Annotated in this window: 9 protein-coding genes; 3 read left to right on the top strand and 6 right to left on the bottom strand. The window is 58.9% G+C overall.

Annotated features, from left to right (window positions below):
• Positions 1-2: 2 nt before the first annotated feature.
• The 3 genes from AO388_RS05370 to AO388_RS05360 are packed head-to-tail and all read right to left on the bottom strand — an operon-like array spanning position 3 to position 3,892.
• Entirely contained in the window at positions 3-2,219 is a 2,217-nt protein-coding gene (locus AO388_RS05370) for a xanthine dehydrogenase family protein molybdopterin-binding subunit (RefSeq protein WP_003434203.1), read from the bottom strand.
• Positions 2,220-2,228: 9 nt separating this feature from the next.
• Entirely contained in the window at positions 2,229-3,212 is a 984-nt protein-coding gene (locus tag AO388_RS05365; protein WP_058416158.1) for an FAD binding domain-containing protein, read from the bottom strand.
• Positions 3,212-3,892, bottom strand: coding sequence for a (2Fe-2S)-binding protein (locus AO388_RS05360; RefSeq protein WP_003369233.1), 681 nt, complete (start codon positions 3,890-3,892; stop codon positions 3,212-3,214). Before AO388_RS05360 ends, AO388_RS05365 begins: the two co-directional genes overlap by 1 nt.
• Positions 3,893-4,780: 888 nt before the next feature.
• Here AO388_RS05360 and mqo point away from each other — a divergent pair.
• The 3 genes from mqo (at position 4,781) to AO388_RS05345 (ending at position 7,717) form a co-directional block, all read left to right on the top strand.
• Positions 4,781-6,424 carry a malate dehydrogenase (quinone) gene (gene mqo / locus AO388_RS05355; protein ID WP_003369230.1) on the top strand — a complete coding sequence of 548 codons (1,644 nt, stop codon included), beginning with the start codon at positions 4,781-4,783 and terminating at the stop codon, positions 6,422-6,424.
• A 142-nt stretch (positions 6,425-6,566) separates the two neighbouring features.
• On the top strand, positions 6,567-6,803 hold the full coding sequence (locus AO388_RS05350; RefSeq protein WP_003369228.1) for a hypothetical protein: 237 nt from the start codon (positions 6,567-6,569) through the stop codon (positions 6,801-6,803).
• A gap of 536 nt (positions 6,804-7,339) precedes the next feature.
• Positions 7,340-7,717, top strand: a complete 378-nt coding sequence (locus tag AO388_RS05345) for a response regulator (RefSeq protein ID WP_003434210.1) — start codon at positions 7,340-7,342, stop codon at positions 7,715-7,717.
• Positions 7,718-7,776: 59 nt separating this feature from the next.
• Here AO388_RS05345 and AO388_RS05340 read toward each other — a convergent pair whose 3' ends face one another.
• The 3 genes from AO388_RS05340 to AO388_RS05330 form a co-directional block, all read right to left on the bottom strand.
• Positions 7,777-11,097 (bottom strand): type III effector HrpK domain-containing protein, encoded by a 3,321-nt coding sequence (locus AO388_RS05340; RefSeq protein ID WP_058416157.1) that lies wholly within the window; start codon positions 11,095-11,097, stop codon positions 7,777-7,779.
• A gap of 248 nt (positions 11,098-11,345) precedes the next feature.
• Entirely contained in the window at positions 11,346-12,080 is a 735-nt protein-coding gene (locus tag AO388_RS05335; protein WP_058416156.1) for a DUF72 domain-containing protein, read from the bottom strand.
• Positions 12,077-12,508 (bottom strand): hypothetical protein, encoded by a 432-nt coding sequence (locus AO388_RS05330; RefSeq protein ID WP_058416155.1) that lies wholly within the window; start codon positions 12,506-12,508, stop codon positions 12,077-12,079. The genes AO388_RS05335 and AO388_RS05330 overlap by 4 nt, the downstream gene beginning before the upstream one ends.
• Positions 12,509-12,900: the final 392 nt, after the last annotated feature.

Raw genomic sequence — 12,900 nt, 5'->3', positions numbered from 1 at the left:
GACTACAACCCTGCCATCAGTTTTTCCTTGCTGATCGGCAGGCTGCGTACCCGTTTGCCCGTCGCGTGATACACCGCATTGGCCACTGCCGCCGCCAGCCCGGTCACACCAATCTCGCCGATACCACGTGCGCCGAATTCACCCAGGTTGTAATCCGGATAATCGAGCAGCAGGACGTCGATGTCCGGCTGATCCGCATGCACCGGCACCACGTACTCGGCATAGTTGTTATTGACCGGCATGCCGCTGCGCGGATCGTATTCACCGGCCTCGAACAAGGCCATACCGATGCCCATCACAATTGCGCCTTCCACCTGATTGCGTGCTGCCAGCGGGTTGACCACTTTGCCCACGTCAATGGCACTGACCACCCGCGAGACGCGCAGGCTGGAAATGCCCGGATCCCAGCGCACCTCGACAAAATGCACACCGAACGAGCGGAACGAGTACTTGCCCGCTTCAGGCATGCCGCTCTGGAAAGTGCCCTCGGCACGCGACAGGCGCTGACCGTTCAGCACATCGACGAAGCTCGCACGCTGCTCACCCATGACCAGTTGACCGTTCTCGACCTTGATCGATTCGGCGTCCTGTCCGGCGAACACTGCATCCTTGCTGACGGCGTACTGGCGCAGCTTCTGCAACGCTTCGCGGGTGGCACCGGCGATCGCCGGCATGACGCTGGCGGTGACCCAAGAGCCGCCGGATACCGGGCCTGCCGGGAACGACGAGCTGCCCAGTTCCACCTCGACGCGCTCCATGGGAATGCCGGTCAACTGGCTGACGGTCTGCGCGACGATGGTGTAAGTGCCGGTACCGATGTCCTGCAAGCCGCACTGAGCCAGGGCCGTGCCATCGGAACGCAGAATGACCCGCGCATCGGTAGGCACCTGATAGGCTTCCCAATTGCAGGCGCCCATGCCGTAACCAATGATTTCATCGCCTTCGCGCATCGAACCGACTTCAGCCTTGCGCGCGTGCCAGCCAAACCGTTCGGCGGCCTTGTCAATGGCTTCAGGCAAGTGATTACTGGACCACGGCAGGCCCGCGCTCTGATCCTTGTCAGAGAGGTTCAGCTTGCGGAATGCCAGAGGGTCCATGCCACTGGCCAGGGCCATTTCATCAATGGCCGACTCCAGTGCGAACAGGCCCGGGGCCGCGCCCGGCGCGCGCATGGAGGTAGGCGTGCCGCGGTTGATGGGGCTGATCTTGTGGCTGACCAGCACGTTATCGCAGGCATACAGGCTTTTGGTCACGCCACCGCAGTTTTCGGTGTAGTCATCGAGCATCGAGGTGTTGTTGAACGACTCGTGACGAATCGATACCAGCTTGCCGCTCGCATCGGTGGCCAGACGCAGGCGCTGGCGAGTTTCCGGACGGTGCCCCACCGTGGTGAACATCTGCGCACGCGGCAGCACTAGCTGCACCGGTCGCCCGGTGACTTTCGCAGCGGCGCACGCTGCGACCGAATGCGGCCACGGCCACAGCTTGCCGCCAAAGCCCGAGCCTATGAAGGGCGCGCGTACTTCCACCCGGTCGGGGGAAAGGTCAAAGACGTTGGCCAGCAGGTTGCGGTGGTTGACCACGCCCTGGGTGCTTTCATAGACAAACAGCTTGCCGTCCTGCCACCACGCGGTGCTGGCGTGCATTTCCATCGGGTTGTGCACTTCGACCGGCGTGGTGTAGGTCTGATCGACTTTCACTTTTGCACCGTCGAAGGCGCTGTCCGGGTTGCCCCGATTGTGCCCTGCGCCACCATCGCGGGCGCCGTTGACGCGCATACCTTCGTCAAGGTCCTTGACCGCTGGACGCTCGTCATAATCAACCGTCACGCGATAGGCCGCCGCCCTCGCCTGCTCGAAGCTTTCGGCCACCACCAGAGCGACAAACTGGCCAGGGTAATAGACCCGGTCATCCTCGAACGGCAGGCGATGCTCGTCGGCCTTGCTGGCCGAAAGCATCTTGGCGAAGCTCAGCTTGGTGTTCGGAGTACGGTGCAACGAGGGGAAGTTGTCGTGGTGAAAGATATCGACCACGCCAGGCATCGCCTTGGCCTGCTGATCCTTTATCGCCACCACGCGCCCGTTGGCGATGGTGCTGTAGACGCCATAGGCGTAAAGCATCTTGCCCATCGGATGGTCCGCGGCATAGCGCGCCTGACCACTGACTTTCTTGCCGCCGTCGATACGACGCTGCGGCACACCAATGATGTTTTCACTCATGAGAAATTCCTAGGCCGTGAGGTCACGAAGGTTGCGGACGATGACCTGCTGTCCCAGCGGGATCTTGAAGGCGTTGTGTTCATAGCCCCGCGAGCCCTTCATCGCTACCGCTGCGACCTGCGCAAAGGTATCCAGGTCGGCACGCTGACCGATCAGCGCACGTTCGGCGTCCAGGGCACGCCACGGCTTGGTGCCCACGCCGCCCAGTGCAATGCGCGCATCGGTAATGCGCTTGCCGTCCATCACTAGAATCACGGCGCTGGACGCCAGGGCGAACTGGTACGAAGTACGGTCGCGCAGCTTCAGATAAGACGAGCGGCTGCCTGACAGCGGGGCGTCGAGTGTCACATGGGTGATGAGCTCATGGGGCGCCAGCGCGTGTTCGCGCTCTGGCGTATCACCAGGCAGCAAATGAAAGTCAGCGAACGGGATATCCCGCGAGCCATTGGCGCCCTGAACGGTAATCTGCCCGCCGATGGCCGCCATGCCGACACACATGTCTGACGGATGCGTGGCAATGCAGTGCTCGCTGGTGCCCAGCACTGCGTGCACACTTCGGTTCATCCCGCCGATGGCTGCACACCCGGAGCCCGGCTGGCGCTTGTTACAGGCTGAAATACCATCGCGAAAATACGGGCAGCGCACACGCTGCATGAGATTGCCGGCGGTGGTCGCCTTGTTGCGCAATTGAGTCGACGCACCGGCAAGGATCGCTTCGGACAGAACCGGGTAGCGCTGCTGCACCAGCGGGTGGCTCGCCAGGTCGGTATTGCTGACCAGCGCGCCGATGCGCAGACGGCCATCCGGCAGCGACTCGACCTGCTTCAACGCCAGATGATTGATGTCCACCAACTGCTGCGGTTGCATCACGTCGAGCTTGACCAGATCCAGCAGCGTGGTGCCACCAGCCAGATAGAAGCGTTGCCCCTCACCGGACGCTATGCTGAAAGCCTGCGCGGGCGAAGCGGCACGAGCGTAGTCGAAAGTTCGCATCAGGCGGCACCTCCCATTTTCGAGCGCGCGGATTGCACGGCAGACAGAATGTTCTTGTAAGCGCCGCAACGGCAGATATTGCCGCTCATGGCTTCTCTGACGCTGGCGTCGTCGGACGGAATGTTCGGGTCCTTGAGAATCGCGACCGCGCTCATGATCTGTCCGGAGGTGCAATAACCACACTGATAGGCGTCGTGTTCCCAGAACGCCTCCTGTACCGGGTGCAGCTTGCCGTCCTCTGCCAGCCCTTCGATGGTGGTAATGCTGTCGCCCTGATGCTGAACGGCGATCGACAGACAGGAGTTGATCGCCAGGCCGTTGACCAGCAGCGTGCAGGCGCCGCACTGGCCGTGGTCACAGCCCTTCTTGGTGCCGGTCAGTTGCAGGCGGTCACGCAGCACATCGAGCAGAACGGCATTGGCCGGCACGTTCAGGGTATGAACCTGGCCATTGACCTTCAACTGGATGCGCTGCTCACCCGCTGCGGGCGCGTCACTGTCTTCGACCACGGGGGCCGCAGGTGCCAAAGGCGCCGCCTGCAGCAGGCCATCGGAGGGGATCCAGGTAGACAGCGTGGCCGCAGCAATGCCGGAGGCACCGAACTTCAGAAAGTTTCGGCGTGAGGGCTGCACGGCGCTGCTGTCGACAGCAGTTTCCTTGTGCTTCTTGGGTTCGGTCATCAGGATCACTCGGTAATAGCCGGCGCTGCTGGAAAGCGCCGGGCGTTATGGTGTGGTCAGCGGCCCGGGCGTACTCCTGCTCACTGACGTGCTGCCTTTATTTTCAGGGGGTAATCAAAGCCAAAACGCTATCACCCGTTATAAGTGTTTAACTGGTCTGCGCTTCTAAAGTTCCAACTGTTTGACGGACGTCTGTATCCGAACATTGCGACCACAGGCATGGCAGCCGTATAAGGACCCTAACAGGAGGTCGAAGCGCTGATTAGTCATGCAGATCCACACGCCGTTATGAGCCTGGCTCATGAATGCCAACGGCCGCATGAGCGCACTTTTCGGGGAGAGTTTCAGATCGAGTGAGGGCCATGTCCGCCTGACGGCTAAAGACCCGGGCGAAAAAGCCGATACAGACAGGCAGTGGAAGGCTGTGAAGTGTCTAAATCAAGGCATTCGTGGCTAATTTGATGATGGCATCTCGCAACGGGGGGGCACATTATGCGAAAATACCGCGTCTTTGCCGGTATGCCACCGAGAGTGTGTCGCAGTACGCGTACATAAAATTGCGCGTCGAGTGTGCCTCTATGCTCCGATGCGGCGTCTCAGACTCCGTGAACAGGCTGACCAGGTGTGTCTTCGCAAGTCGCTCAGGGGCAAGACCCTCGGGCATCGCAGCGCACCAACAGAGCAAATGTCACTCATGACGCTGAATCCAATGATGATAAGAAGTCAGCGCAGCAGGACATAAATTGAGGTCTCGAGCGGTATTATATTGGCCTTGTATGTCCACCTCTAGTCCCTGTGGGTGCGAGTGTTTGTCGCAGGCTTCAATGCATGTGACGAGCCGTTTCCCAGGAGTAGTCGGCGGATGGCGTTTATCAGATGGATGACAGAATGTTTAAAAAAGTGAACACGGCCCTCCTGGGTCTGGCCATTTCCATGGGCCTGATGCCCGTGCAGGCGGCTGAAACCAAGAAAGTCGACGTACTGCTCGTCGGCGGCGGCATCATGAGTGCCACCCTCGCCGTCTGGCTCAACGAGCTGGAGCCGAGCTGGTCGATGGAAATGGTCGAGCGTCTCGACGGCGTCGCCGAAGAAAGCTCCAACGGCTGGAACAACGCCGGTACAGGTCACTCGGCTCTCGCCGAACTGAACTACACCCCTGAAGACAAGAACGGCAACGTCGACATCTCCAAGGCCATCGAGATCAACGAAGCGTTCCAGATCTCCCGTCAGTTCTGGTCCTGGCAGGTCAAGACCGGCGTCCTGAAAGACCCGCGCTCGTTCATCAACTCCACGCCGCACATGAGCTTCGTGTGGGGCGACAACAACATCCAGTTCCTGCGCAAGCGTTACGCAGCATTGCAAGCCAGCCCGTTGTTCAGCGGCATGCAGTACTCCGAAGACCACGAGCAGATCAAGAAGTGGGTCCCGTTGATGATGGAAGGTCGTGACCCGGCGCAGAAGCTGGCCGTGACCTGGAGCCCGATCGGCACCGACGTCAACTTCGGCGAGATCACCCGCCAGTTCGTCGCCAATCTGAAAGCCAAGCAGAATTTCAATCTGCAGTTGTCGAGCGAAGTCGAAGACATCAATCACAACGACGACGGCACCTGGCGCGTCAAGTACAAGAACCTGAAAGACGGTACTGTCACCGAGACCGACACCAAGTTCCTGTTCATCGGTGCCGGCGGTGCGGCCCTGCATCTGCTGCAGGAATCCGGTATTCCTGAAGCCAAGGAATACGGCGGCTTCCCGGTCGGCGGTTCGTGGCTTGTCACTGACAACCAGACCCTGGCCATGCAGCATATGGGCAAGGCCTACGGTATCGCGTCGACTGGCGCGCCACCCATGTCGGTTCCGCACCTGGACACCCGTGTTCTGGATGGCAAGCGCGTGATCCTGTTTGGCCCATTCGCAACCTTCTCGACCAAGTTCCTGAAAAACGGTTCCTATTTCGACCTGCTGACCAGCACCACCACGCATAACGTGTGGCCAATGACTCGCGTCGGTATCGAACAGTACCCGCTGATCGAATACCTCGCTGGTCAGGTGATGATGTCTGACGACGATCGCTTCGCTGCCCTGCAGCAGTACTTCCCGAACGCCAAGAAAGAAGACTGGCGCCTGATGCAAGCCGGTCAGCGCGTACAGATCATCAAGCGTGACGAAGAGAAAGGCGGCGTCCTGAAGCTGGGTACCGAAATCGTTGCTTCCAAGGACGGCAGCATTGCCGGCCTGCTGGGTGCTTCGCCAGGTGCCTCGACTGCAGCGCCGATCATGCTGGGCGTGCTTGAGAAAGTCTTCAAGGACAAGGTAGCGACTCCGGAATGGCAGGCAAAACTGCACCAGATCGTGCCTAGCTACGGCACCAAGCTGAACAACAATCCGGACCGTGTTGCCGAGGAATGGGCTTACACATCCGAAGTTCTGCAGCTGACACCGCCACCACCGGTGAACAAGACAGGTAATACTCCAACACCTGCACCTGCTGCCCAGCCAGCGAAAAGCAATCCAGCCAGTGACATGGCGCTCTAAGGCTTTCACANCGCCAGACCTTGTCTGGCGGGGCTTTTTTTTGCACGCCGTTGCGCGGGCAATCCCTGCCCACACGAAAACAGGTCGAACTCTTCGCGTCGTTCGTTCCTCCAACCAGAACGACACACACCGAGGAACTGCAATGAGCACGCATACCGACAAGCCTTCCAGCCACACGCCTGAACAGTCCGCGCCGACGACAGACCAGTCCGGCAAGCCGGTCGATGTGGTGCACAAGGACATTGCACACGAGAACCCCGCCACCGAAGGCGTGGACAAGGTCATTACCCCGACTTCCATCAAGGAAAAAGAGCAGGATGCCGAAACGCTTCGTGCTAAAAACCGTGAGCTTGAGCGCAAGCTGAATGGCCAGGGCTGATTGCCCAAGCGGGCCTATAGCAACCCAGTATTTGCCGATAACTCGCTAAAAAACGGCAGGCAGGGCCTTAAAGGCCCACACCTGCCAACTTGCAGGCATTTCCCCGCCATCGTCAGTTAAAGCTACGCGTCCAACGGGCACCTGTTATGGTGACCCACTTCCTTCCATCTCTGGCTTGTATCAGCAGAGCGCGTCATCCAGGTCTCCACGCCGCACTTTCGCGGCAACCCCGCATTTTCTTGCGCTGTCCATCCGGGCCGCTGGCCGCCCAAATTCCCGCTGCGGCCGACAGAAAACATCTGAATCGCGTTCAGCCTCGAACGACTGCACTTCGTATCAAGCAGCGGCTGGCTGTTCCCGGTTGAAAAACCCTATGGAAGGAAACAGGCGGTTGCAACCACCGTAAAAGTTGGCCTGCGCTTGATACGCCGCAACATCGAGCGAGAACTCAAAGGCCAGGCCGACATTCAGCTCGCCCTCACAGGGATCATCTGGTCAATGCTGATTCCCTGGCCAGACAAACCGGAAAGCCACTTATGAGCTCAGAATCGGAAGACCAGACCTCGCTCCCCAAAGTACTGTTGGTAGAAGACGAGACCATGCTCGCCACGTTGATGGAGATGATGCTCGATGACCTGGGTTTCGCGACCGCCTACCACGCCAGCACGCTGAACGAAGGCATTGAATATGCGCGTAACGGCGAGTACGACCTGGCCATCCTGGATATCAACATTATCGGCGGAGACTCGTTCCCGATAGCCGCAGCCATTGCCGATCGCGGCATACCCTTCATGTTTTGCTCGGGGTACGGGCGGCTGGGGATACCTGACGCGTGGCTCGACCGGCGATGCGTCGCCAAACCGTTCAGTGCCGAGCAACTGAGCCAGGCTTTGAGTGAGCTGCTTGAGACCTGACTCGCTACGTCGATCGGCGTCAGAAAGCAGGCCGGGGCGCTCCGGCCTGACCACTCCGATTATGAAGCGATGGTGGTTTCTTCCGGCCCCGGCCACTCGCTGTCCGGCACGTCCATGAGGGTGCCGTTCTTGACTCCATCGATCTCGTACTGGGTCAGGTAGTCCCTGAGGTGATCGGAAAACCGGTCGACACGGGTCTCCTGTTTGCCCTCCTCGATCATGCCGGGAATCAGCAGCGCCACAGCGCCCACCCCGGCGGCGGCCAGTCCCAGAGTGCCGGCCAGCAACGGCAAGGCGCGCACCACACTGCCCGTCAACTGCAGCACGCCTGCTGCGCCCTCTGCCGCTGATGCCAGACCGGCCATCGCGCCCAGGGACCCGGCCGTGATGCTCATACCGCCGGCGACCAGCTCGCCTCTCCTGATCGATTTCACACCGTCAAAGATGCCATAGGCCCCTGCGGCCACTCCGGCCAGGCCACCCAGCCCTTTGGCAGCGTTTTCCAGTTTCGACAGGTTAGTGGTTATTTGCTTGTAGATGTCCGGCTCGAGCATATCCTTGATGTCCTTGAACATCGTGGTGACATTCTTGACGCCGCCCTCGGTCAGCAAGGTAGCGCTTTGCACCGAACCTGTGGTGATGTCGACGATCTGCCGATCAGTCAGCGCCCCCGCGCCATTTGCCCCCTTGGCGATGGTGATGCCGGCCATGAACAGACCGCTGACACCATGCAGGACTCCGGCACCGGAAGCAGCCTTGATCGAAGAGTTGTCACTGAACAAACCCAGTTCGGAAATGGACTTGGTGCCCTGACGCAACAGATCCCAATTCCCTCGGAATACGCCCAGAATCTGGTCGGACGTGGCCGGCTTGCCGTCGGCATTGGTCAGCAACTCGGGGTTGCTTTCACTGATCTGGTCGATCAGTGACCTGACTTTCGCTTCGTCCAGTGTATCGCCGCCATCCTTGCCAAAAGCCTTCTTCAGATCCTCGAAACTGGCGTCCTTGAAGACGTTGTTCTGGGCAATGGCGGTGTAGTTTTCAGTCAGCTTGTCGTCGTATTTCCCTGTGAACTCCGGGTTCAGCGCAGCGTTATACATCGCCACTTCCATGCTGAACTGGCTGGTTGCCACTTCGAAGCTTTCAGTCTTCAACAACTCGTTGAGTCGCTCGCCCGAGACCAGCGTTTTCTCGTAGAACGATTCGAAATCCTTATTGTGCGCCGACTTTTGCACGGCCTTTTGAATTTCACCCGGATCACTCAAACCCAGAGATTCCTGAACGCTTTGAGCCGAGCTGTAGAACCGGGCCAGAGCCGTCTGCTGATCGGTCTTGCCGTCCTTGGTGTTGGCGTCCCACAGCTTGTCGAGGGCATTGCCGGTCTTGATGTCATTGTCGTAAGTGCCTTGCAAGGCGCTTTTCAGCGCGTCGCTGCCCTCCAGCACCTTGCTCAATTCGCTGGTTGCATTGGCGTTGTAGAACGTGACCACCTCGGGGTCCTTTTCGAGCAACGAGATATGCTCGTTGACGTCATCGAGCAGCTTTTGCGGGTCGGGATGACTGCCTACGTTGTTGGCAATCTGCACCTGAGACTTGTCGTCCTTCCACATGCCCGCACCGCTGCCCTCGACAATCAGGCTCTGGGCCGCCTTGAGTTCCTGCAGGACTGCGGCCTTCTGCTCTGCGGTATAGTTCTGCGGATGCTCGAACACATCCTTGTCGAGCGCGTCGGTGTTGACCTTGTTGAGCAGATTGCCCTCTGCAACGGCTTCCAGCAGCGTGCCCACGGCACCGACGTCTTTTGGCGCGCTATTCTTGAGGAAAGCCTGAATGTCACCACGGCTGGCCTTGCCATCGGTGCCTTGCTCGAGCGGGCTTTTGGCATTATCGAGCAGCGCAAAGGCGCCGGGTTGCGACCAGAAGTCCAGCGCCTCCCTGACCTCCTTGCCGAGCTGCGGATGCGTGTCCCGGTAGGTCGCCAGCGCCTCGGCGGTCAGGTCCGCAGAACCGGTCTTGCCCTTGATCGCGTCATGGTTCTCGTCGAGGATTGCCGCGTAGCGGGCGATTTGCTTCGAGGCCTCATCAGCATCGGGACTGGCTTTCAGAAAGTCCTTGTAACTGCTGATGTCTTCGGTCTTTTTCAGCGCCGGCAGTGCATCGAAGCCCAGTTTGCCGAAGTCCTGCAAGCGTCCAGCCTCGGTGTCATGCTTCGCTTCGGCGCCTTTGGTGAAGCCGTCGACTCGACTGTTGAACACATCGCCCCCAGACTGAATCTCACCCTTCTCGTTGTACATCGTCACCCGGTCGAGCACTTGGACCGCGCGAAAGGCAGCATTGGCGTCCTTTTCGAAATCTCCGACGCGTTCCTTGAGCATGTCCTTGACGCCGCTCTGATTGCCGAGATCCCTGAGCAACGGATTGGCGTCGATGATCTCTTGTGCCGAGCGCGTGTCGTCCTTGGGCAGCTCCCACAGAAAGCCCAGGTTTTCGGCCTGTTCGCGGGCCTGGGTGTTGTCGCCAGCCGCCGAAATATTGCTCAATTGACCCGAGAGGCTGGAGAAACCGTGCTTGCCAAAATCCTGCAGACGACCGGCTTCGGTGCCGTTACGGGCTTCGCCGCTTTTGGTGAAACCATTGATCCTGCCGTTGGCCACGTCACTGCCGACAATTCGTCCTCCACTGCTGTCGAACTGTTCGATATGGGCCAGCACCTGAGTGGCTCGATAGGCTGCATCTGCGTCGGTATCGAAGTCGCCGACCTGCTCTTTGAGCATGTCCCTGACGTCACTCTGATTGCCCAGGTTTTTGAGCAAAGGGTCACCGTCGACGATACTTCTGGCGTCCCTTTCATCGCCCTTCGGCCGCTCCCACTGAATCCCGAGCTGCTCAGCCTGTTCGCGAACCGCAGGGTCATCGGCTGGCGATCTGATTTCGTGCAGTTTGCCCTTGAGGCTCGAGAAACCGTCCTTGCCGAAATCCTTCAGACGACCGGCCTCCGTGCCGTGCCGGGCATCGCTGCTGCTGGTGTAGCCGTCGATACGATTGTTACCAATGTCCTTGCCGGCCAGACGGTCACCGTTGGCGTCGAAGGTTTCAATGTGTTCGAGCAATTGCACGGCTCGAAACGCGGCACTTGAGTCCTTGGTGTAGTCACCGACCTGAGCAATCAGGTTTTCCCTGGCTTCCCCCCGGTCACCTCGCCCGCCGAGGTTTTTCAGCAGTGGGCTATCGTCGATGATCTGCTGAGCGGAGCGTTTGTCATCGGCAGGCAGTTGCCACTCGATACCCACCTCACGTGATTGCTGTACCGCCTGTTCCCAGGCTTTGGCATCGGTAGGATCGGTGGGTTTTTCAGTGCTGATCTTGCTAACAGTCGTCATTGTTATTTCCTTCCATTGGCCACCCGACATTCCATGGCGTTACAACGCCGCTCGTGCAGGCAGCGCGCGCCGCTACGGATTGGTCTGGTGCGAGACGGGCCTTTGCAGGCAGAGGCACGGAGCCTGGATAACTGTCAGGCGTCCGCTATCAATTACGATTAGAAAGACTTTGCATTAAGAAGGGATGACATCGCCGCGCAACTTGCCGTACACCAGACGACCGGATACGGCGCAGGAAAGAGGCGAACTTATCGTGCGCGGCTCAGCGTCTGAAGTAACAGGGCATCTTCGATTGCCGCACCGCTGGCCGTGTTATCGAATATGCACCATGTTTCGACGCCCTCTTCCACCGACGCCAGCGCCTGCCGGCCCAGAAACTCCAGCCGTTGAGGGCCGTAGGCACTGTGGTAAATCTTCGGTGAGCCGTGCAGCCGCCAGTAGCGGGCGCCTGGCCATCCGCCAGGAACATGGCCCGCGCTGATCGGCGAAGGATCGGCTGCGACTCGTGCAATACGCTGATCGACCAGAAGTGCCTCGGCCTGGCACCAGGATTCATGACGCGGCTCAAGAACAAGTGTGCCGCTGTAACGACTGCGCAGCGCTTTAAAAAAGCGTTCTGCGACATCCGGAATATAGTCAAGAGAAGGCGGTAGTTGAATAAGCAGGCAACCCAGTTTTTCACCCAGCTCACTGCACTGGGAAAGAAACACATCCAGTAACACTTCAGTATCCTGCAACCGTTGATCATGAGTAATCAGTTTGGGGATCTTTACCGAAAAGCGAAAATCGTCAGGCACCGACTGTGCCCAGCGCCTGTAAGTCTGCGGACGGTGTGTCCTGTAGAACGAACTATTGATTTCAACGGTGTTGAAGCGTGACGAATAACGTTGCAAATGAGTTCCGGCAGCGGAAAATTCAGCACAGTGCTCGCGCCCCAGACTCCAGCCCGCACAGCCTGTACGCAATGATAACGGGGTGTTCAATACAGCACCTTGCCGGCTTCACGCATGAATATCTCCACAGTCTTGGGGCCAATGCCGTTGAAGGCTGCCAGACGTTTCTCGAAGTCTGCGCGGTCTTCGCTCGCCTCGTGGAGATTGCCGATCGTGCCCGCGTAGTCAGCGTTGAGCCCGGCACACAGCGCCAGCAGTCTATCGGCCGTGGACTCGTCATAGCGCACGTAATGCGCTTCGCCGAGCATGCTGACCAACTCGCGATGGGTGCATTGGCCCAGTTTGCGTGGCGTGTCGCGGTCATGCTTTTCGATGATGACCCGGTACGCCTCACAGGCGATGGCCGACTGAATTCGCTTGCCCATCAGAAAACTTGCAATGAGCCACTTGAACAAGGCTTTTTCCCGGTCCTTGTCAAAGTCGATATGCAACTCTGCAGCATTGACGGTTCGATTCATGAGGTTCTCTGCAAGTGGACATACCGGTCGCATTAGTTCTGCAACCGTCATCTAAACGACCGTTCGGGCAAATGGCGTGTTGACAAAAAATCGTTACAAGTCGACCAACGGTAAACGGAGTGGCGGCTAACTGATGTCAATTAACGTGGGCGCGATTTGTGCATCGATCTCATAACAGTCATCTCATGTCACTAGACTTTCCGCTTTCCGGACAGTCAACGCGTTAAATCAGGCATGCGGTCAGGCATTGGTGCACACCCGGTAACACGGAGTGTCCGCTCAGTTACAACTGATCTGCCGGAGGTCAACGGACGCTGGCAGATAAATGGAACACTCATCACCACACGGACACAGATCGGGACCTTCATGCTCCTGCACGGTGCGGCGGCGCA

The sequence above is a fragment of the Pseudomonas sp. ICMP 10191 genome, from assembly GCF_001467335.1.
GTDB lineage: Bacteria > Pseudomonadota > Gammaproteobacteria > Pseudomonadales > Pseudomonadaceae > Aquipseudomonas > Aquipseudomonas cerasi.
Note: the sequence above shows the minus strand (reverse complement) of the source record. Positions and strands in the feature narration are given on the sequence as shown.

What these genes read in the sequence shown, in the direction of transcription:
- AO388_RS05340 (WP_058416157.1), bottom strand. Translation starts at nt 11,097, where the DNA reads ATGACGACTGTTAGCAAGATCAGCACTGAAAAACCCACCGATCCTACC.
- AO388_RS05365 (WP_058416158.1), bottom strand. Translation starts at nt 3,212, where the DNA reads ATGCGAACTTTCGACTACGCTCGTGCCGCTTCGCCCGCGCAGGCTTTC.
- AO388_RS05370 (WP_003434203.1), bottom strand. Translation starts at nt 2,219, where the DNA reads ATGAGTGAAAACATCATTGGTGTGCCGCAGCGTCGTATCGACGGCGGC.
- AO388_RS05345 (WP_003434210.1), top strand. Translation starts at nt 7,340, where the DNA reads ATGAGCTCAGAATCGGAAGACCAGACCTCGCTCCCCAAAGTACTGTTG.
- AO388_RS05360 (WP_003369233.1), bottom strand. Translation starts at nt 3,892, where the DNA reads ATGACCGAACCCAAGAAGCACAAGGAAACTGCTGTCGACAGCAGCGCC.
- AO388_RS05330 (WP_058416155.1), bottom strand. Translation starts at nt 12,508, where the DNA reads ATGAATCGAACCGTCAATGCTGCAGAGTTGCATATCGACTTTGACAAG.
- mqo (WP_003369230.1), top strand. Translation starts at nt 4,781, where the DNA reads ATGTTTAAAAAAGTGAACACGGCCCTCCTGGGTCTGGCCATTTCCATG.
- AO388_RS05350 (WP_003369228.1), top strand. Translation starts at nt 6,567, where the DNA reads ATGAGCACGCATACCGACAAGCCTTCCAGCCACACGCCTGAACAGTCC.